Origin of the sequence: Streptococcus cristatus, from assembly GCF_003943535.1 — a bacterium.
Lineage (GTDB): Bacteria > Bacillota > Bacilli > Lactobacillales > Streptococcaceae > Streptococcus > Streptococcus cristatus_L.
Map to the genome: position 1 here is coordinate 283,824 of NZ_RJPU01000002.1, position 20,766 is coordinate 304,589.

The 20,766-nt window shown below is 41.5% G+C and carries 23 protein-coding genes and 1 pseudogene; 23 read left to right on the top strand and 1 reads right to left on the bottom strand.

The annotated features are described in order from the left end of the window. Window positions 1–11: 11 nt before the first annotated feature. The 11 genes from D8790_RS04605 to D8790_RS10860 all read left to right on the top strand — a co-directional run bounded on the left by D8790_RS04605 (window position 12) and on the right by D8790_RS10860 (window position 10,092). Window positions 12–1,064 (top strand): acyltransferase family protein, encoded by a 1,053-nt coding sequence (locus D8790_RS04605; RefSeq protein ID WP_125387741.1) that lies wholly within the window; start codon window positions 12–14, stop codon window positions 1,062–1,064. A gap of 219 nt (window positions 1,065–1,283) precedes the next feature. After that, window positions 1,284–3,500, top strand: a complete 2,217-nt coding sequence (gene recJ, locus D8790_RS04610) for a single-stranded-DNA-specific exonuclease RecJ (RefSeq protein ID WP_125387742.1) — start codon at window positions 1,284–1,286, stop codon at window positions 3,498–3,500. Window positions 3,501–3,964: 464 nt separating this feature from the next. Beyond that, window positions 3,965–4,477 (top strand): adenine phosphoribosyltransferase, encoded by a 513-nt coding sequence (locus D8790_RS04615; RefSeq protein WP_005590499.1) that lies wholly within the window; start codon window positions 3,965–3,967, stop codon window positions 4,475–4,477. Window positions 4,478–4,577: 100 nt separating this feature from the next. Continuing rightward, complete coding sequence (gene metA / locus D8790_RS04620) at window positions 4,578–5,519, top strand: homoserine O-acetyltransferase MetA (protein ID WP_048763248.1); 942 nt, start codon at window positions 4,578–4,580, stop codon at window positions 5,517–5,519. Between the two features lie 9 nt (window positions 5,520–5,528). After that, the gene (locus D8790_RS04625) at window positions 5,529–6,209 is read left to right on the top strand and encodes a DnaD domain-containing protein (RefSeq protein WP_061909295.1); all 681 of its coding nucleotides are present in this window, start codon (window positions 5,529–5,531) and stop codon (window positions 6,207–6,209) included. Window positions 6,210–6,510: 301 nt separating this feature from the next. Then, complete coding sequence (locus tag D8790_RS04630; RefSeq protein ID WP_125387743.1) at window positions 6,511–6,783, top strand: TIGR04197 family type VII secretion effector; 273 nt, start codon at window positions 6,511–6,513, stop codon at window positions 6,781–6,783. A gap of 1 nt (window position 6,784) precedes the next feature. Then, on the top strand, window positions 6,785–7,144 hold the full coding sequence (locus D8790_RS04635; RefSeq protein ID WP_125387744.1) for a cingulin: 360 nt from the start codon (window positions 6,785–6,787) through the stop codon (window positions 7,142–7,144). Further along, a complete protein-coding gene (locus D8790_RS04640) occupies window positions 7,135–9,138 on the top strand; it encodes an EndoU domain-containing protein (protein WP_185761909.1) in 2,004 nt (667 codons plus the stop codon). The genes D8790_RS04635 and D8790_RS04640 overlap by 10 nt, the downstream gene beginning before the upstream one ends. Window positions 9,139–9,161: 23 nt before the next feature. Continuing rightward, window positions 9,162–9,542, top strand: coding sequence for a hypothetical protein (locus tag D8790_RS04650; protein ID WP_045504288.1), 381 nt, complete (start codon window positions 9,162–9,164; stop codon window positions 9,540–9,542). 139 nt (window positions 9,543–9,681) lie between these two features. Then, window positions 9,682–9,858, top strand: a complete 177-nt coding sequence (locus D8790_RS10495) for a hypothetical protein (protein ID WP_155719696.1) — start codon at window positions 9,682–9,684, stop codon at window positions 9,856–9,858. Window positions 9,859–9,882: 24 nt separating this feature from the next. Continuing rightward, window positions 9,883–10,092, top strand: a complete 210-nt coding sequence (locus tag D8790_RS10860; RefSeq protein WP_260470269.1) for a hypothetical protein — start codon at window positions 9,883–9,885, stop codon at window positions 10,090–10,092. Between the two features lie 441 nt (window positions 10,093–10,533). Here the strand turns inward: D8790_RS10860 and D8790_RS04660 are convergent. After that, window positions 10,534–10,668: pseudogene (locus D8790_RS04660) on the bottom strand (IS110 family transposase); the annotation flags it as partial. Window positions 10,669–10,802: 134 nt separating this feature from the next. Between D8790_RS04660 and D8790_RS04665 the strand changes: the two are divergent. From D8790_RS04665 to hemW, 12 genes are all read left to right on the top strand, one after another. Next, window positions 10,803–11,492, top strand: a complete 690-nt coding sequence (locus D8790_RS04665; RefSeq protein ID WP_125387745.1) for a tRNA (adenine(22)-N(1))-methyltransferase — start codon at window positions 10,803–10,805, stop codon at window positions 11,490–11,492. Further along, a complete protein-coding gene (locus tag D8790_RS04670) occupies window positions 11,479–12,276 on the top strand; it encodes a Nif3-like dinuclear metal center hexameric protein (RefSeq protein ID WP_125387746.1) in 798 nt (265 codons plus the stop codon). The genes D8790_RS04665 and D8790_RS04670 overlap by 14 nt, the downstream gene beginning before the upstream one ends. 11 nt (window positions 12,277–12,287) lie before the next feature. Next, window positions 12,288–13,406, top strand: a complete 1,119-nt coding sequence (locus D8790_RS04675) for an NAD(P)/FAD-dependent oxidoreductase (RefSeq protein ID WP_125387747.1) — start codon at window positions 12,288–12,290, stop codon at window positions 13,404–13,406. Beyond that, window positions 13,397–14,437, top strand: coding sequence for a hypothetical protein (locus D8790_RS04680; RefSeq protein WP_125387748.1), 1,041 nt, complete (start codon window positions 13,397–13,399; stop codon window positions 14,435–14,437). Before D8790_RS04675 ends, D8790_RS04680 begins: the two co-directional genes overlap by 10 nt. A gap of 108 nt (window positions 14,438–14,545) precedes the next feature. Next, complete coding sequence (locus D8790_RS04685) at window positions 14,546–15,016, top strand: 8-oxo-dGTP diphosphatase (RefSeq protein WP_125387749.1); 471 nt, start codon at window positions 14,546–14,548, stop codon at window positions 15,014–15,016. A 176-nt stretch (window positions 15,017–15,192) separates the two neighbouring features. After that, window positions 15,193–16,062: a glucose-1-phosphate thymidylyltransferase RfbA gene (gene rfbA / locus D8790_RS04690; protein ID WP_125387750.1), complete on the top strand. Its 870-nt coding sequence runs from the start codon at window positions 15,193–15,195 to the stop codon at window positions 16,060–16,062. A gap of 4 nt (window positions 16,063–16,066) precedes the next feature. Then, entirely contained in the window at window positions 16,067–16,660 is a 594-nt protein-coding gene (locus D8790_RS04695) for a dTDP-4-dehydrorhamnose 3,5-epimerase family protein (RefSeq protein WP_125387751.1), read from the top strand. 14 nt (window positions 16,661–16,674) lie between these two features. Next, window positions 16,675–17,154 carry a hypothetical protein gene (locus D8790_RS04700; protein ID WP_125387752.1) on the top strand — a complete coding sequence of 160 codons (480 nt, stop codon included), beginning with the start codon at window positions 16,675–16,677 and terminating at the stop codon, window positions 17,152–17,154. Window positions 17,155–17,163: 9 nt separating this feature from the next. Beyond that, the gene (gene rfbB, locus D8790_RS04705; RefSeq protein WP_125387753.1) at window positions 17,164–18,210 is read left to right on the top strand and encodes a dTDP-glucose 4,6-dehydratase; all 1,047 of its coding nucleotides are present in this window, start codon (window positions 17,164–17,166) and stop codon (window positions 18,208–18,210) included. Between the two features lie 200 nt (window positions 18,211–18,410). Then, window positions 18,411–19,013 carry a hypothetical protein gene (locus D8790_RS04710; protein WP_125387754.1) on the top strand — a complete coding sequence of 201 codons (603 nt, stop codon included), beginning with the start codon at window positions 18,411–18,413 and terminating at the stop codon, window positions 19,011–19,013. A 212-nt stretch (window positions 19,014–19,225) separates the two neighbouring features. Continuing rightward, window positions 19,226–19,519, top strand: a complete 294-nt coding sequence (locus D8790_RS04715; RefSeq protein WP_005590484.1) for a cupin domain-containing protein — start codon at window positions 19,226–19,228, stop codon at window positions 19,517–19,519. Window positions 19,520–19,635: 116 nt separating this feature from the next. Further along, window positions 19,636–20,766, top strand: coding sequence for a radical SAM family heme chaperone HemW (hemW, locus tag D8790_RS04720; protein WP_125387755.1), 1,131 nt, complete (start codon window positions 19,636–19,638; stop codon window positions 20,764–20,766).

Sequence of the window (20,766 nt, forward strand, 5' to 3'; positions counted from 1 at the left end):
GGAGAATATTTATGGCAGAAAGAAATGTCAGAGAGACGGAGCAGTCGGTCAACTACGCCATGCTCAGTTTATTTCAGTACATGGCTTCAATTTTGGTAATCTTGGTGCATTGCCAGAGGCTTTTTGAGAATGAAATCCTGCATTTTACTCAGAAAAGTATGTTTGGTCGTATGGCAGTGCCCTTTTTCCTGATTTCATCAGCTTTTATGGTTAAATCCAGCTTGGCTAAGAAGCAGGAAATGAAGCTGTATATTAAGCGTGTTTTGAAGCAGTATCTTTTGTGGAGCGGGATTTATGTCCCTTATGCCTTGGCGTATTTTTGGACCTTGCCACTTCCGAAACATTATGCTCCATTAGCCTTATTGGCTGGGCTTTTGTATATCGGCTTATGTTATCAGCTTTGGTATATTCCTGCCTTTCTCTTGGGCCTTTTACTTGTTCACTATTTTTATAGAAAATGGGGTGCTAGAAAGACGGGGATTTTTTTGCTCCTGCTTTATGTAATGGGCTCGATCGAGACATACTACGCTTATTTCTCAAATAGCTGGCTTACCCAGTCATTTGATGCCTATGCTAAAGTTTTCTTTACTACCCGAAATGGCTTTTTCTATACTCCCATTTTTGTTTACTTGGGCTATCTCCTTTATGATTATCGGCATTTCAGCCTTTTCAGGGACAATGTTGGGAAAAAGCTATTCTTGTCTGGCCTTCTTTTGTTGCTAGATGGGTGGATTGTCTTTATTCACCAAGGGATTGACAAGAACTTCTTTTTGGCTTTGCCTCTCTTTGCTTTATTTCTGGTGAATTGGGTTTTGCGTACAAAAATTGGTCAAAAATGGCGTCTTTATCACCTTAAAGAATTGAGCGTTTTATATTTCTTTTTGCATCCGATTTTTATAGAATCCTCTTTTTATCTGCTCCAAAAGACCGATTTTGCCAAATGGCAGCAGGGAAGGATTGTCTTTTTGCTAACCTTGCTCTTGACTCATCTAAGTGCAGAAGTCATTTTATTGGCTCGGAAGCGCTTGTTCTTGAAGCAAAGACTTACAAAGGAAATAGGATAGCGAAAGAAAGCTAGTGAGTCGGATCTGCCGATTGGAGAAGTTCTAGCTGGTAAGCGAAAATCCAGAAAAGTTATCCTTACTCAAATTTTAATCGAGTGAGAAAGTAAAACACAAAGTGATAGAACACAAGAAATATTCCGTGCCTTTTTCTTCTGTTCTGTCGCTTTTTCATGTTATAATATTCAGACAAGATTGAACGGAGAGAGTGTTTCACTTATCATGATTAGCTCAAAATATGACTGGCAGTTTGCCACTAATTTTACAGACGAAAAATTTTTAAAAAAGGCTAAGAAAGCTGGATTAGAGCCTGCCGCTGCCAGTCTTCTTTATCAAAGAGGTGTGCAGACTGAAGAGGCCTTACAGGAATTTTTGGAGCCTAGTTTAGACCAGCTTCATGACCCTTATGACCTGCATGATATGGATCGGGCAGTGGAGCGCATTCGTGCAGCGATTGAGAATTACGAGCAGATTTTGATCTATGGCGATTACGATGCTGATGGGATGACCTCGGCATCTATTGTCAAGGAAGCCTTGGAGCAGTTGGGGGCTGAGTGTCAGGTCTATCTGCCCAATCGCTTTACGGATGGCTATGGACCTAATAGCAGTGTTTACAAATATTTTATTGAAAATCATGGGATCTCGCTCATTATTACAGTAGATAATGGAGTGGCGGGACTTGAAGCGATCGAGCTAGCCCAGTCTCTGGGCGTGGATGTTATCGTGACGGATCACCACTCCATGCCTGAGGAGCTGCCAAATGCCTATGCGATTGTCCATCCGGAACATAGCGGAGCGGATTATCCTTTCAAGCATCTGGCTGGTTGCGGGGTGGCATTTAAGCTGGCAACAGCCTTGTTGGAAGAAGTCCAAGTCGAACTTTTGGACTTAGTTGCCATTGGCACTATTGCCGATATGGTCAGTCTGACGGGGGAAAATCGGATCTTAGTCAAATATGGCCTTTCCGTCCTCAAAAATACCCAGCGAGTAGGACTTCAGGAACTCTTCAAAATCGCAGGTATTCAGCCAGATGAACTGGATGAAGAAATGGTTGGCTTTCAGCTTGCTCCCCGACTCAACGCCTTGGGACGGCTGGATGATCCTAATCCAGCGATTGAGCTTTTGACAGATTTTGACGACGAAGAAGCTCGCGACATTGCGCTCATGATCAACCAGAAAAATGACGAGCGCAAGGAAATCGTCCAGCAGATTTATGAAGAGGCACAAACCATGCTGGACCCTAAGAGACCAGTGCAGGTGTTGGCCAAGGAAGGCTGGAATCCCGGTGTGCTAGGGATTGTCGCTGGGCGCATGCTGGAAGAGCTGCACCAGCCAGTCATAGTGCTTAATATCGAGGATGGCATCGCTAAGGGCAGCGCCCGCAGTATTGAAGTGGTCAATATTTTTGAGGCCTTGGACAGCCATCGTGATCTCTTTATAGCTTTTGGTGGACACGCTGGAGCAGCTGGAATGACTCTCGAAGCAGATAAGTTGGCGGAGCTTGCTGATATTTTGGCGGCCTATATCTTAGATAATGCTTTGGATTTGACTGGCAAAACAGCTCTGTATTTAGATGAGGAGCTGCACTTGCCAGAACTGACTTTGGATACACTCAAAAGCTTTGAAAAACTTGCTCCTTTTGGTATGGACAATAAAAAGCCGCTTTTTTACCTCAAGGACTTTAAAGTGGACAATGCACGGACTATGGGGGCTGGCAATAGCCATCTCAAGCTGAAAATTTCTCAGGAAGATGCATCTTTTGAAGTAGTAGCTTTTGGGCAAGGAAACCTGGCGACAGAGTTTGCCCAAACCAAGAATCTGGAGCTAGCTGTCAGCCTCTCTGTCAATAAATGGAATGGACAGACCAGTCTCCAGCTCATGCTGGTAGATGCCCGTGTGGACGGTGTTCAGCTTTTCAATATCCGCAGCAAAAATGCGACGCTGCCTGACAAGGTTCCTGTCTTGCGTTTCACAGAGGAATTGCCGGATTTGGCAAATAGCAGAGCTGTTGTGGTTTATGACCTACCTGAGGATTTGCAGGACCTGAAGAAGATTCTTCAATCTCAGGATTTCGAAGCAATTTACTTTAAGAATGAGATTGCTAAACCTTACTATCTGACAGGTTACGGTTCCCGTGAGCAGTTTGCTAAACTCTACAAGACTATATACCAGTTCCCCGAGTTTGATGTTCGCTATAAGCTCAAGGATCTAGCAGCTTATCTGAAAATAGACCCGATTCTCTTGGTCAAAATGATTCAGATTTTTGAAGAACTGGGCTTTGTCAGCATCACGGAAGGCGTCATGAAGGTCAATAAAGAAGCTGAAAAGAAAGAAATTGACAGCAGTCGTATTTATCAAGATCTCAAGCGCCTGGTCAAAGAGCAAGAACTCATGGCACTGGGCAATGTGCAGGAGATTTATGATTATTTGAAAGGATAAAAATGAGTTGTTTCAAGAATTTCAAAAAATGGGTTGTTAAAAACAGAGGGATTACAAAAATCTCCTTGATTTTCGTAGGTATCTCCTTTTTACCGGTATTGTATGTGTTGGTAAAAAAATTTTTTAAAGAATATATAGTTCAATGTGAAAGAAAGCAAGACCCAGAATATTATGTAAAGTTAGGAGAGGAGAGAGTTTATTTAGCCAATTTGTCTAGCGCATACTTTGAAAATTATTTTCCAAAATTCTTAGGTAAAGTGAAAGAATCAAACCAATAAAGAACAGGAACTCATGGCACTGGGCACCGTGCAGGAGATTTACGACTATCTCATGGATTGCTAGGGGAAAGGCCTCCTTGTTTTACAAATCTTTCATATCTAAAAATATTTGAAAGTCTGCTAGAGCCTTTTTGAATAAAACATGGTATAATAGAGAGTAAAAAATTTTTTGAAAGAAAGAACATTATGAATTTAAAAGATTACATTGCAACCATTGAAAACTACCCAACGGAAGGGATTCTCTTCCGTGATATTAGCCCTTTGATGGCTGATGGGAATGCCTATAGCTACGCTGTACGTGAAATTGTACAGTATGCGACTGACAAGGAAATCGACATGATCGTCGGTCCAGAAGCGCGTGGCTTTATCGTAGGATGTCCAGTTGCCTTTGAATTAGGAGTTGGTTTTGCTCCTGTCCGTAAGCCTGGCAAACTTCCTCGTGAAGTTATCTCAGCTGACTATGAAAAAGAGTATGGTGTAGATACTCTGACTATGCATGCGGATGCAATCAAACCTGGTCAACGAGTTCTGATTGTTGATGATCTTCTTGCAACTGGTGGAACTGTTAAGGCAACCATTGAGATGATTGAGCGCCTTGGTGGCGTAGTGGCTGGCTGTGCCTTCCTCATCGAGTTGGATGAGCTCAAAGGTCGCGAAGCAATCGGCGATTATGACTATAAAGTATTGATGCACTACTAAAGATATAGCTTATTACTATATCTAGTTAGAGAAAAAGTATAATTGAAAACTATATCTCCTTTGAGTATAATAGGTATATTAAACAAAAGGAGATATTTTCATGCCTATCAAGATTGATAAGAAGCTTCCCGCAGTTGAAATTTTAAGCTCTGAGAATATCTTTGTCATGGATGATGACCGGGCAGATCATCAGGATATCCGCCCCTTGAATATCTTGATACTCAATCTTATGCCCCAGAAAATGGTGACGGAAACTCAGATTTTACGTCATTTGGCCAATACGCCCTTGCAGCTGACCATTGAGTTTCTTTATATGACTTCTCATACGTCAAAGACCACCCAAGTGGAGCATATGCAGACCTTTTACAAGACTTTTGATGAGGTCAAGCATCGTTTCTTTGATGGCTTGATTATCACAGGAGCGCCAGTAGAACATCTTCCTTTTGAGGCGGTGGACTATTGGGAGGAATTCCAGCAGGTGATTGAATGGTCCAAGACTCATGTCTTTTCGACTTTACATATCTGTTGGGGAGCACAGGCTGGCCTTTATGCCCGCTATGGCGTAGATAAGCACCAGATGGAAGAGAAACTTTCGGGTGTTTACGAGCAGTCAACTCCAAGCAATAATCTGCTTTTTAGAGGTTTTGATGATGAATTTATCACGCCTCATTCAAGGCATACAGAAGTGCTGAAGGAAGACATTCTGAATCTGACCAATCTAGAGATTCTATCCGAGGGAGAAGACACGGGCTTGTCTGTTTTGGCGAGCCGTGACTTGCGAGAGGTGTATAGCTTCGGTCATATGGAGTACGACCGTGATACCCTTGCCAAGGAGTATTTCCGTGACTTGGAAGCGGGAAAGGATCCTCATATTCCTGAGAATTACTTCAAGAATGATGATGTGAATACGACTCCTTGTCTGCGCTGGAGTTTGGCAGCAGCTCTCTTTTTCAGTAATTGGGTCAATTATGCAGTCTATCAAGAAACACCATTTGATTGGCAAAGTCCAGAGAATGATGCATCCTTCTTTGCTTATTTATAAAGAGGTACTATGACTTATTTAGCAGCTTACAAAAATGGCAACTTGGTTCTTCCAAGTGCCCTCTTTTTGCATTTTAAAGACATTTTTGATTCCAGTGATGATTTTTTGGTCTGGCAGTTTTTCTATTTGCAAAATACTACCTCATTGGAGGAATTTGCGCCCAGTCAGATTGCGGAGTATATTGGCAAGACCTTATCCGAGGTCAATCGCTCCATGTCCCATCTGACGGAAAAAGGCTTGCTCCAGTACAGAACCATTGAACTGAATGGGGAAATCGAGGCGATTTTTGATGCTTCGCCAGCCTTAGAAAAACTAGACGAGATTCTAGGCACTTCCAGTCCTACAGGGTCAAGGCCAGCGTCTGATGGCAATCTTCTCAAGGAACTGGTTGAAACCTTCCAGCAAGAGCTGGGTCGTCTTTTGACTCCATTTGAAATTGAGGATTTGACCAAGACCATTAAGGACGATCAAACCAATCCAGACCTGGTCAAAGCTGCCTTACGCGAAGCGGTTTTCAATGGCAAGCCTAATTGGAAATATATCCAGGCGATCTTGCGTAATTGGCGGCGGGAAGGTATTACAACCCAAGCTCAAGTAGAAGCCAAACGGGCGGAGCGTGAAGCAAGTAATCCACAGAATGTAACGGTTTCGGATGATTTCCTCAATGCCATGAATTTGTGGAAGGACTAGTTACAAGTAAGTATGGTGGGGTTGTGCGAAATGTTTGAAGATTTTGCTTTTCTTTCTACTATCTAGTTTCAGATTTAAAGATCTTCAAGTCATTATAAATAGTTCCAACTCCGAGTGATTGCTCAGCAACCGCTGGTCATTGATCAATTATCAACCATATCAATAGTTTCTGAACATAATAAGGCGAGACTAAAACATTTTTGTTTCAGTCTCTTTTTTGTTTTAGAGCCTATGATTTTGAGGAATTATGATATAATGAAAAGGTATGTTGATAATTCCATAAACAAAAGGAGAAGCGAAGATGGGACAAATTAAATCAAGCACTATTTCAGCTAGGTCTGCTATCAGCGAGCTAGTTGGAGTTGATACCAGCAATGCACAAAATAAACAAGTTGACTTTTCCTATACAGCGGAAATTTCTGGGATGGAAGCTGGCCGTCAAGCTTGCAATCAAATGTTACAGGCTATCAGTGACTTCAGTTCGGCCGTCCTAACTCAGGCCAATAAATTTCCAGAAATTGCTGCAAAAATTGAGAAACGCGATATAGAGCAGGCTAAGCGCTGGGAGAATTAAAATGAAGGTAGATAAAAGCGAAAAAGAACGCCAAGCACTTTACGAAAAAATTCTCAAAGTTGACGAAAAAGAAGATAAATTTATGGCTCTCAAACATCAATACGAAGATTCTCTGATAAATTTTGCGATGGATTTCCAATATTTGACGACTCGAATGGAAAATCTACTTTATGAGTATCCGCAAAATACTGCTTCCCTCAGTCGTGATTTAGCAGAGACTCAGCATCTTAACCAACAGGTTAAGAACTATGTGGGGGTGCAGATGGATGAACTAGAAAAGCTCGGTCGTCAAACAAGAAAGACTCTGGAAGAGGAGCGAGAGAAACTGACCAAAGAAAGGAATAGTCTGCCATGGGAGTGAGATATAGTGCAGCAGATTCGGCCCAGCTTATCCAAGCGATGACCAGCAACCTGCAGGTAGCTAATCAGGTGACCGATCGTCTATCTAGTGGCTGCGATCACCTGATTGCCTCTTTGGAGTCGGGTGAGCTGCAGGGAGCGGCTTATACAGCGGGAAAGGGCTTATTTACAGAAATTATAATCCCTGCTATCAAAAAGCTACAAGCTGCTATTGATGATATTCAGGAGGAGCTGAATTCTTATAAATATGCTGACTCCACCGTATCTGAGTATGGGATACTGGATCTTGACTTGCTGAAAGAACAGTTGGAAACAAAACAGGAGATGCTAGAGAAAACTCAAGCTCAGCTGGCAGAGTATCAATTTCTATTTCGCCGGATTATTGATGGACTTGCAGGGGAATTAGCTGACAATCTGTCCAAGACGAATGCTCTGACAGTGCTGGAAAACCAGCTAAATATCGGCATTCGAGAAATTCAGGAAAAAATTGACAAACTTGAATGGTTTGTGGCTCAGGTATCCCAGTATTTCACAGATAGTCTGCAGGTTTTGGCCCTAGCTATTCAGGGAGCGACGCAGCTTAGTCAGGTATTGGTAGACAGTGAGGGTAATTACTCTACTGATGGAATAGATATGAGTTGGTCTGCTAAGATGAAGGCTCAGAAGATTCAGACTGTTTCAAAGAGTGATTATCGGACACCCCAAGAACAGGCTATAGACAAGGCTGTCAAAGATATGAAGTTATCCGGTGCTGCTGAAATCTATTACCGAGGTAAGCTTGCAGAGAAGCTGCAGGGAAAACCACGTTCTGAATGGAAGAAGATTATTTCAAACTTTAATAAAGATCTTAAGACAGATAAAGGGGATAATCTACTGGATGTTTTCAATATGACCCGAGCTGAGCTTGAGGAAAAGTATGGTGGCAAGATTCAGGCCTATGAACGTTTTTTAACCACGGGATATGGTGATGCATCTATTGCTACTATGAGTCAGGATGCTCTTCAATTGATTATGGCGAGATATGACCAAGTAAAAAATGATCATCGAGGCTTGAGTCCCACAGAATTAGCTAAGGTTGATCCAGCTTTCAAGAAAAAAATAGATGGTATGAGCCAAGAGGAGATAGAAAAAGAATTTCCTGAGCTCAAAAATGCCATTTCCCAAGCTCATGTGAAACCATTTGGCAGTTTAGGCATGTCAGAGACTGAATGGGCCAATCATCGCTATGTGACAGACCGTTATTTTTTAATGGACAGTCAGAAATTACTTAGTTGGCGTGATCCTAATTACACGGCGAAGTTTAATCATTACATCCTTGAAGAAGGGATCAATCCAATTACACTTGAGCCAGCTACAGCCGAAGAAATCCAAACAGCTGAATGGTATAATCGCATCCATCCTATCACTGAAACACTTAGCTGGGGAACTGCCTTGTATTCTGCTTATGTGGGGTATAACCAGTATTACAATAAGCCTTATACAACAATCCCCGAAGCTTTTGGTAAAGGGAAAGACTGGATTAAAGGGAAGATTCCGAGTATGGGGAGTCAGCCGGTGGTTGAGGTTAAAACCTACACTATGGATGACTTAGCGAATCTTAAGCATACAGAGAACTTTACAGATAAGTCTAAGATTCACATTTTTGAAGGTGATATAAATAAAAAAGGTCGAGCAGGAGGCTATCACTATGATATGGTAGAGGGGACTTCTGGAAATATTATCGAGGGTACGAAAGGGCCGGCCTTAAATGATGCTGGGATTTATGAGGCAAAAGTTGAAGTAAATGGAACTCTTAAGAAAGCTAATGGAGGGAAATCAACATTCTTCCCTGACCATATGAGTCCGCAGGAGGTTGTAGATGCCATTAATGAGGCATATTCCAACAAGGTATTGATGGAAGGTAGTCGTTATATAGGAACAAGTCAAAATGGAATAAGCATTGAAATAATTTTAAATTCTGAGGGGAAAATTATTACTGCTTATCCGCTAAAATAGAATAATTTTAAAGGTGCATATAAATGAGACGAAACTATATTGTAAAAGTAAATAAAAATAATGATAGTCAGAAATTTTTGTTAGTAGAATTTGATAGTCCCAATTGTCACTCCTTATCAAATTTTTTAAATTCGGAGGTCCATAATTTTTATCTGGATGTTCGAGAAGCTTTGGAGAGTGTAATTTCTGGGAGTATGGAAGAATATGCTTTTGATGGTAATCTCTTAGGGATTGAAATTGGCAAAGAAATAACGGAAGTATACTTCCAATTTGAGGAAGAAATATTAGGTAGCCCTTGCTTTATTCCTACAAATGAGCTTTATAAATTGGTTTTAGAGTGGAAAGAAATGGAAGAAAAAATGTACAGAGGGGAAGATATTTTTCCTGTGATTTTAGAAGATTAAACTAGTATAAAGAATCCAATATAGATTCATAAAACTATTACACGGCTTGGGTTTACTCAGGTCGTGTAATTATTCAAAAGAAATCTCTGTCTCAAAAAATATCTAAGGTTAATCCAGCTTTTAAGAAAAAATAGATGGAATGAGCCAAGAGGAGATAGAAAAAGAATTTCCTGAGCTCAAAAATGCCATTTCCCAAGCTCATGTGAAACCATTTGGCAGTTTAGGCATGTCAGAGACTGAGAGGACTAATCATAGCTATGCAATTGACCGTTACTTCCTGACGGACAGCCATAACAGAAATGCCGGATGCTCGTAATATAAATATCAAAGGAGAAAAGTAATGAGTCGACTTCAAGAAGTAAAAAAAGTGACTAAAGAGTGGCTATCAGAAAACATTAATATTCTAAAACAAGAAAATATTAGTCTAGAAGTTTTAATTGATAATGAAAATTGCTTGAGAATATTATTAGAAACAAAAGATAAAATGGGAGAAATACTAGTTGAAGAGCCAAGCTTTGCTCCTTATAAAAATTTCAAATTTCAAATTTGAAATTGCTCAAATAATTGATAATCAAGCTCAGATAGTAAATGCATGGTACGACAATGAAAATACAAATATTGAAGACTATAAAGTTATATTAGATACTGGAATGGTTCTTATGTAAAACTATTACACGGCTTGGGATTACTCAGGTCGTGTAATTATTTAAAAGAGATTTTAGTCTCAAAGAATTAGCAAAGGTTAATTCAGTTTTCAAGAAAAAAGTCAAGAGGAGATAGAAAAAATTCTATACTGGACAGGGATAAGTCCTTTTCTATCATTTGTCAAGTATATCAAGGTATTTGATGAAAAATAGTTTGAGTTCCATAGTCAAACTAAGGAAATTGTCTTTTTCTGAACTAAAGTTTAGTGTAAAAAGTGTACACTAAACCAACACCTCATCTGGTGATTTTTTTGATAAGGCGTTACAATAATATGGCATAAACAATTTTACCGATTTTGGGTAGAAGTATAATCGTAAAGTTTGTTATGCGTTATAAGGTAATACATTGTTCTAATGAGACGATGTATAGAGGCAATCGTGTGTGGTTTGGTTGAAGTCACTTGCGATTGTCTTTTCCGTTTTATTTAATTTCAATTCGTTTGTTGTAATAATCAATCTAATTAATTTATCGAAAAGCTGATTTTTGTTCCGCTGCTTTTTTTATACCCTTAAAAATGATATACTGAATAGAAGAATGTTTAGAAAAGAGTAAGCAATGCAAAAAAAGACTATTTCCCAACGCTTGGAGCGAGTGGCTGCTTTTGTTCCAGATGGGGCGAAGCTGCTGGATGTTGGGAGCGATCACGCCTATCTGCCTATTTACCTGATTCAGCAGGGACGGATTGAGAAGGCTCTGGCCGGAGAAGTGGTAGAGGGGCCATTTCAGTCTGCTCAGAAAAATGTGGCAGAGCATGGGCTGACGGAGCAGATTGAGGTTCGCTTGGCCAATGGTCTGGCAGCTTTTGAAGTAGAAGATCAGATTGACACCATCGTTATCGCTGGCATGGGTGGTCGCTTGATTTCAGAGATTTTGGAAAATGGCAGAGCTAAGCTTGCGTCTATTTCCCGCTTGATTTTGCAGCCCAATAACCGAGAGGATGAGCTCCGCAGCTGGCTGGTATCTAACGGCTTTCGTTTGCTGGCTGAGGATATCTTAGAAGAGGCTGGTAAGTTTTACGAAATCCTAGTGGCTGAGGCAGGCCAGCAAACTTTGACGGAGCAAGAAAAACGCTTTGGTCCTTTCCTGTTAGAACAGCAATCTCCAGTTTTTCGGAAAAAATGGCAGAAAGAACTGAAGAAATTCGAAGGAGCTTTAGCCCATATCCCAGAAAAAAATGAGCTAGAACGCTCTGCTATGTCTCAAAAAATCGAAAGTATCAAGGAGGTACTCCATGCTAGCAAGTGAAATTATCGCTCGTTATGAAGCCTACTGCCCGCAAGAACTGTCCATGGAGGGTGACATTTCAGGCCTGCAAATCGGAACTCTGAACAAAGAAGTGGACAAGGTCCTAGTAGCACTGGATATTCGCGAGCAGACGGTGGCGGAAGCTATTGAAGCAGGTGCTGGACTGATTATCGTTAAACATGCGCCTATTTTTCGCCCGCTCAAGAACCTAGTGGGAGATAAGGCGCAAAATCAAATGATCTTAGATCTCATCAAGCATGATATTGCTGTCTATGTTAGCCATACCAATATTGATATTGTGGAGGACGGGCTCAACGACTGGTTCTGCCAGCTTCTTGAGATTGAGGAGACAAGTTTTCTCAGTCAGACGGGGCCAGAAAACGGGATTGGCCGCGTGGGGAATATTGCTCCTCAGACTTTTGGGGATTTTGCGGTTAAGGTCAAGGCAACTTTTGGACTAGATAGTTTGCGTCTCGTCGCTTATGAAGAAACGGATCTAGAACGTGTGGTTGAGCGTGTAGCTATTTGTGGTGGCAGCGGTCAGTCCTTTTATCCGGAGGCCATTGCTAAGGGAGCGCAGGTCTACATCACTGGTGATATTTACTATCATACAGCTCAGGAAATGCTGACAGAAGGGCTTTTGGCACTGGATCCTGGACACCATATCGAGGTTCTGTTTACGGAAAAATTAAAAGAAAAGCTTGATACTTGGAAGGCAGAAGAGGGATGGGAGATTGAGATTCTGGCTAGTCAGGCTTCGACCAATCCTTTCCGACATATTTGAGAGGGAGCGACATGAAAAAAGTAGCAGTGATTGGAGCAGGGATTGTTGGCTCAACAGTGGCTTACTATCTGTCCAAATCCCCAGATGTTGAAGTGACTGTCTTTGATGACGGCAAGGGGCAGGCAACCAAAGCAGCCGCTGGCATTATCAGTCCTTGGTTTTCCAAGCGTCGCAATAAGGCTTGGTATAGGATGGCGCGTCTGGGAGCTGATTTTTATCAGGAATTGATTGCAGAACTGAAATCGGCTGGAATCCAGACAGACTTTTACCAACAGACAGGTGTTTATCTGTTGAAAAAGGATGAGAGCAAGCTGCAGGAACTTTATGATTTGGCTGCTAATCGTCGTGAAGAGTCGCCGCTGATTGGGGACTTGAGTCTTCTCAGCCGTCAGGAAGCCCAGGAGAAATTTCCAGACTTGCAAGGCTTTGAGCAACTTCTCTATGCTTCCGGTGGCGCCCGTGTGGAGGGAGCACTCTTGACGGAGACGCTTCTGAAAGCCAGCAAGGCAGAGTTAGTTGAGAAAAAGGTAATCTTGACAGTAGATAGAGAGCAACTTCTGGTGGATGGTCGGAGCTTTGACTGTGTTATCTTAGCTGTGGGGGCTTGGCTAGGAGAAATCTTGCAGCCTCTAGGCTATAAGACAGATGTTCGGCCGCAAAAAGGTCAGCTGCGTGATTTTAAGCTGGCTGAAAAGACGGATGACTACCCTGTTGTCATGCCTGAGGGCGAGCTGGATATCATTCCTTTTCTAGCAGGAAAGGTCAGCGTCGGTGCCAGTCATGAAAATGATCAGGGCTTTGATTTGACAGTTGATAATACGGTATTGAATCAGTTGCAGCAAGAAGCGGAAACTTATTTGCCGAGGTTGGCTACTGCAGAGATTCTAGGCGAGCGTGTGGGAACGCGGGCTTATACCAGCGACTTTTCTCCTTTCTTTGGCGCTGTGCCAGACTTGCCGCATGTTTATGCTGCCAGTGGATTAGGCTCTTCTGGTCTGACAACTGGTCCGCTCATCGGACGCCAATTAGCTCAGATGGCTCTAGGAGAAGCGGGGCTGCTGAATCCAGCTGACTATCCTATTGAGCGGTACGTGGAGAAGAAGATACTTAAGGAGAATAAATGTTTTTAATATTTCTCATTTTACTTTTACTAGTAATATCAATCTTAATCTCAATCTCACTTATTCTATTTACTAGACACAAAAGTCGTTCTCAACATCCTCTTATTGCTCAAAATAATGGAGGAAATCAGGAACTAGCAAAGAATACAAAAAATAAAGTAGGTTTTGGTGTTTTGGGCTGTTTCTTATCTGGTGTGGTGCTCATTTTTTTCATGGCTCTTGTTTCTATGTTTCTGAGTTTCATAGATATGTGGGGAGTTTTTGTACGAGTGCCGAAATATGAAATGGTACAGGCTGTTCAGCGCTCTTATAAGCAGAGTGGTTTTGAAGGAACGGTCAGAGTTTTAGATGCCAATAAAAACTATACCTCTTTCGCTGGTTATTTAATCAGAGCTGAATATTCTGAGGAAATTGAGGGGCAAACGGTTAAGATCGGTGACCGAATTGAGTATTACACCTCTCGGGATGAGAAATATGGAAAAACAGATATTGACCTACAGCTTGAAAAGGGAGACGCAATTTATCAAGTTTTTCCTAGTATCGCTTATAGGGGACTTGAGCTGAGTCCAGATTATAGTGAAACTTTAGAGACTGTAAAAGATAGTTTTACAAAGGCAGATAAGAAGAAACTATATCTTGAATCCCTTGATTTTATGATAGATAAGGATGCGCCACATATTGATGCATACGAGGCCCTTATAAAAAAGAATCGGGCAGAAGGCCAGCCTTTGCAGGGCTTATATCCAATCCCTATTTCTGACATGTTGGAAAAAGAGGCTCTTGCCATTGAAATGAAGGTAATTTTGAACGTGGAGCAAGACGATGGATCTATCATTGGTATTGGCCAAGACCAGAAGAACGATGATAAAATCAAGCAGATTTTACAAGAGCAGCTAGATTTAACGAAGCTACCAAATGCACGTTATCTTATGGACATTGGTGTCGGGAAACATAGTAAGTATTCTGGATTTGGTAAATACGAAGTCATTGTTCAAAATCATCAGATCGTTCGATTTTCTATCCAAAATAAAGAATATTAAGTTGGAATAAGGTTTTTGGGAGCTTGTGTTCAATTACAGCTTGTGGTTGTGTAGGCATCTGAACGCGGTTTTCCTAGAGATACTAGTTCCATGTAAAGAAGGTTTGATATGACAGAACATATTTTGAATTGGGTCAATATTTGTGTTAAAAAAGGTGATGAAATTTTACTGCTTAATCGCCAGCATGATAATTTTAAAGGGTGGATACAACCAGGAGGGAAGGTGGAGTTTCCAGAATCTTTTTTTGAAGCTGCAAGGCGCGAATTAAAAGAAGAAACAGGGTTGACTGCTCTAAACTTGGAATTGAAAGGAATTTCAGGCTTCACTAATCCGAGTAAAAAAGAACGGTATGTGTATTACGATTTTCTTTGTACTGCCTTTGAGGGGCAAGTTAGGGGAAACGATCATGAAGGGGAGCCCAAATGGTGGAAGATTTCGGAACTTGACCAAATAGATATGCAGAACGACATACATGAACGTTTGCCTCTCTACTGGAGGAAAGGCTCTTTCGAGCGGATTCATTACTGGAATGAGGAAAAACACTGTATCGGGGAAACCAAGACGATTTTGTATGATTGATTTCAGAGAATAAGGAGAAGTTATGGACTGGTTACGATCGCAGCCTGTGGTTATGCAGGCGTTCTTGGCTGGGCTTTTTACATGGGGTTGCACTATTATTTAAAGAGAGTGAAAAGGATGACATCCGCTTTCAAAAATGGTAAAATAAAGGGAATACATTAAGAGAGGAAACTCATATGAAAGGTATTATTCTTGCAGGTGGTTCTGGTACACGTTTGTACCCATTGACCCGCGCTGCGTCAAAACAGCTCATGCCGGTTTATGACAAACCCATGATCTATTATCCATTGTCAACTCTTATGCTGGCTGGTATCAAGGACATCTTGATTATCTCCACTCCGACAGATCTTCCTCGTTTTGAGGATCTGCTGGGTGATGGCTCTGAGTTTGGCATCAAGCTCTCTTATGCTGAGCAGCCAAGTCCAGACGGACTGGCACAAGCCTTTATCATTGGGGCTGATTTTATTGGAGATGACAATGTAGCGCTGATTCTTGGGGATAATATTTACCATGGACCAGGTCTGAGTAAAATGCTCCAAAATGCTGCTGCTAAGGAAAAAGGGGCAACAGTTTTTGGCTACCATGTCAAGGACCCAGAACGTTTTGGTGTTGTAGAATTTGATGAGAAAATGAATGCTATCTCCATCGAAGAAAAACCGGAACAGCCGCGCTCTAACTATGCGGTTACTGGCCTGTATTTCTACGATAATGATGTTGTAGAAATTGCCAAGAACATCAAGCCAAGTCCTCGCGGAGAATTGGAAATCACTGATGTTAACAAGGCTTACTTGGATCGTGGTGACTTGTCTGTTGAGCTCATGGGACGTGGTTTTGCTTGGTTGGATACAGGAACCCACGAAAGTCTCTTAGAAGCCGCTCAATATATCGAAACAGTTCAGCGTATGCAGAATGTTCAGGTGGCAAATCTGGAAGAAATTGCCTATCGTATGGGCTATATCACTAAAGAGCAAGTGCATGAATTGGCGCAACCATTGAAAAAGAATGAATATGGTCACTATCTCTTACGCTTGATTGGAGAAGAATAAGAAGATGACGGAACAATTTTTTGATAAGGAATTAGCAGCGCGTGAGGTTCCCGGAATTCCTGGAATGCTAGAATTTGATATTCCTGTTCGCGGGGACAACCGAGGCTGGTTTAAGGAAAATTTCCAAAAGGAAAAAATGCTGCCACTAGGCTTCCCTGAAAGCTTCTTTGTAGAAGGAAAACTGCAAAATAATGTCAGCTTTTCTCGCAAAAATGTCCTGCGTGGTCTTCATGCTGAACCATGGGACAAGTACATCTCTGTTGCAGATGACGGGAAGGTGCTGGGATCTTGGGTAGACCTGCGTGAGGGTGAGACCTTTGGTAATACCTACCAGACAGTAATCGATGCCAGCAAGGGAGTTTTTGTGCCACGTGGTGTAGCCAACGGCTTCCAAGTCCTTTCTGACACCGTTTCCTATAGCTATCTGGTGAATGACTACTGGGCTTTGGAACTCAAACCTAAGTATGCCTTTGTCAACTATGCAGACCCAGCTCTAGGCATCCAGTGGGAAAACCTAGAAGCAGCAGAAGTCTCAGAAGCAGACAAGAACCATCCACTACTTAAGGATGTCAAACCACTAAGAAAAGAAGATTTGTAAGAGAAAATTTATAGATGAAGGAAAAAGAATATACCGAATCTTATGAGTGGAAAACTATAATGCTAGAATTTTTGTTATCCATACTTTTACTATCTTTGGTTTCTACAATTACAACTTTGACAAAAGAAGGAAATATTTTTCAATGGACAGAGTGTCTATCTATAGGCGTTTCTGCCTTCTTAATAGTTTTTATTGGACTACACGAGAATAGAAAAGTTTTTCAAAATACTGTCAAGGAATATGAAGAAATTAATCTTCTTAAAAAAATATCTTTAGTATTACTAATTCCAATTATCACATATATATTATACGTTATTCCATTGTCAAATTCTTTTCTATTTGGACAACTGAATGATTGTATCTTCGATTTTGCTTTTAATTTCATTAGATACTTTTGTTTTAGCGGCATTGTATCATATGAATTATATATGTGTGGTTTACTTTTTTATAATGAGATTACAGAATTCTTATCTGTACAAAATATTAAGAAATGAGGAAACAATGTGACTGAATACAAAAAAATTATCGTGACAGGTGGAGCTGGTTTTATCGGTTCTAACTTTGTCCACTATGTTTATAATAACTTTCCAGATGTTCATGTGACAGTGCTGGACAAGCTGACTTACGCGGGTAATCGTGCTAATATTGAAGAAATTTTAGGCGACCGCGTTGAGTTGGTTGTTGGAGATATTGCTGATGCAGCCTTGGTAGATAAGCTGGCAGCTGAAGCTGATGCTATCGTTCACTATGCGGCAGAAAGCCACAATGATAACTCGCTCAATGACCCGAGTCCGTTTATCCACACCAACTTCATCGGAACTTACACACTCTTGGAAGCAGCTCGTAAATATAACATTCGTTTCCACCATGTGTCAACTGACGAAGTCTATGGGGACCTGCCTTTGCGTGAAGATTTACCAGGTCATGGAGAAGGTCCAGGTGAGAAATTTACCGCTGAAACCAAGTACAACCCAAGTTCGCCTTACTCATCAACCAAGGCAGCTTCAGACTTGATTGTTAAAGCTTGGGTGCGCTCATTTGGCGTCAAAGCGACTATTTCTAACTGCTCAAACAACTATGGTCCTTACCAGCACATTGAGAAATTTATTCCGCGCCAGATTACTAATATCCTGAGTGGTATCAAGCCAAAACTCTACGGTGAAGGTAAAAACGTTCGTGACTGGATTCATACCAATGACCATTCATCAGGCGTTTGGACGATTCTGACCAAGGGTCAAATCGGTGAAACTTACTTGATCGGTGCTGACGGTGAGAAGAATAATAAGGAAGTGCTGGAGCTGATTCTCAAGGAAATGGGACAGCCAGCTGACGCTTATGACCATGTGACAGACCGTGCCGGCCATGACCTCCGCTATGCCATTGATGCCAGCAAGCTCCGCGATGAGCTAGGATGGAAGCCAGAGTTTACCAACTTTGAAGCGGGTCTCAAAGAGACCATCAAGTGGTACACAGACAATCAAGACTGGTGGAAATCTGAAAAAGAAGCAGTCGAAGCCAACTATGCTAAGACGCAACAAGTGATTAAGTAGAATAGGCTAGCTATGCTAAGCCTTGTTACACAGGCAATATACGACTTAGAGGCTGGGATCATCTGTCCCAGCCTTTTTCATAGGATTGTTAGTCTTTTAATCTCTTTGTTACAGAAAATGATGAAAAAATAGTGTAAAATGAGATAAATCCTTTCTGTGTTTTCAGCTAAGGAGATTTCTCAAGGCAAAGGAAGACAAAAATGAAATTGATCAAAAGATTGGTAGGAATTGTCTTGGTGCTGTTGCTTGCAGCAGTGCTATTTCTGGTTCCTTCTTCTATCAATCCGAATGAACAACTAAAAAATGTTCAAGCTAATACTTCGTGGGAAAATATTATTGGGCCGACTTTGAGTAATGCTAATGTGACAGCTCAGGGAGTCAGCACGGAGGTCTCTCTCAATAGCGTCCAGCTCAATCAGGTGCTCAAGTCTTCGCTGACTGATAGCGAGAATCAGGAACTGCTGAACAGTGCTTACAGTATTGAAGGCAATAAGCTGCGCATTCAGTATCCGGTTAAACTGCTCTTTATTGATAGTAAGCTGGATCTGGAGGTGGATGTGACGGTGAAGGGGAGTGCCTTATACATCACAATCGATAGTGCCAAGCTAGGCATCCTTCCTATCCCTAAATCTTGGGTGACTGGCATGCTCAAGCAGCGACTGCAGGCCTTTAATTCGACTATCACGACGGAGGGAGATAGTTTCCTTCTATCTCTGCCGCAGAGTCCGTTCAGCATTGACAAAATCAGCCTGCAGAATGGAGTTGCTAAAATCCAGATCAGTATGGCTTATGGAATTCAATGATTTTGAAATCTAATTCATAACAAATTTCTAGATTGAAGAAAAGATCTATTTTAGATGACGTTCTTCAATCTTTTTTATATTTAAGAAAATTAATCGAATAGAGCATGATAAAAATACCATATTTTGTAACTTTGTAGGTATCAATTAGGAATATTAAAAAATTCTGACAATTCTTCGGAATTATGCTAAAATGAAGAAAAGGAGGGAAGACGATGAAATTTTACTCAATAGATCCAAATGTTGATGTGGTTGAAACTCCGGTCGAAGAGCAAGGACGTCTCATCCGCCATTTGCACCTTGCTAAAGGAAAACAAATCCCTGAACATAGTGCAGATGCTCTTGTTACAGTTGTCTGTCTAGAAGGGAAGGTGGATTTTACTGCCTTGGGAGAAACTGTACAATTAGTACCGGGAAGTTTTCTGACTATGGAGCCGAATGAACTTCATAGTTTATATGGCGTAGAAGAGAGCCATGTTTTAGTGATTCAGCAGTTGCTTTATCCGTGATCTACTCGAACAGATGCTCTTTCAACATTAACTCAAGGAATTTTTCTATTTCTTGAGTTTTTTTATTCTATTTTCCAAGGGGGCTTTGTCGCTAATTTTATGCTATAATAAATACTATGCAAACTAAACCAACTTCTGCCTATGTGCATATTCCTTTTTGTACTCAGATTTGTTATTACTGCGATTTTTCCAAGGTTTTTATCAAAAATCAGCCGGTAGATAGTTATCTGGAGCATTTGATTGAGGAGTATCATTCTTACGACATCAAAAAGCTCCGCACCCTCTATATCGGTGGTGGGACTCCAACGGCTCTATCAGCACCTCAATTGGCCTTTTTACTGGAAAAGCTGACGGACAAGCTAGATTTGTCTTATCTTGAGGAGCTGACCATCGAAGCCAATCCTGGGGACTTGGATGAGGAGAAGATTGCTGTACTTAAAGACTCGCCTGTCAATCGGGTTTCGCTGGGTGTACAGACTTTCAATGATCGCATGCTCAAGCAGATTGGCCGCAGTCACTTGGAAAAGGACATCTACGAGAATATTGCCAATCTCAAAAAAGTAGGTTTTGACAATATCTCGATTGACTTGATTTATGCCCTGCCCAAGCAGACCATGGAAGATGTGAAAACCAATGTTGCCAAGGCCATTGCCCTAGACATTCCTCACATGAGTTTGTACAGCTTGATTTTGGAAAATCATACAGTCTTTATGAATCGGATGCGGCGAGGGAAGCTGCCTCTACCTAAGGAAGACTTGGAAGCGGAGATGTTTGACTACATTATAGCTGAGTTGGGAAAGGCTGGCTTTGAGCATTATGAGATTTCAAACTTTTCCAAGCCAGGCTTTGAGAGCCGCCACAATCTCATGTACTGGGACAATGCGGAGTATTATGGTCTCGGGGCAGGAGCTTCTGGCTATGTCGATGGTGTTCGCTATAAAAACCACGGGCCTATTCGTCATTATCTGCAGGCGGTGGAAGCGGGCAATGCCCGTGTGCGGGAAGAAGTGCTGACGCTGCATGAAAAGATGGAAGAAGAGATGTTTCTAGGACTGCGCAAGAAGTCAGGTGTTTCTAAAAAGCGCTTCGAGGAAAAATTCGGTGTTTCCTTTGAAGACCAGTATGGAGCTGTTGTGTCTGAGCTGACTGAGCTGGGCTTGCTAGTGCCGGACAGAGACATCGTGCGCATGACCAAACAAGGTCTCTTTTTGGGCGATACGGTTGCTGAGAAATTTATATTGGAGTAA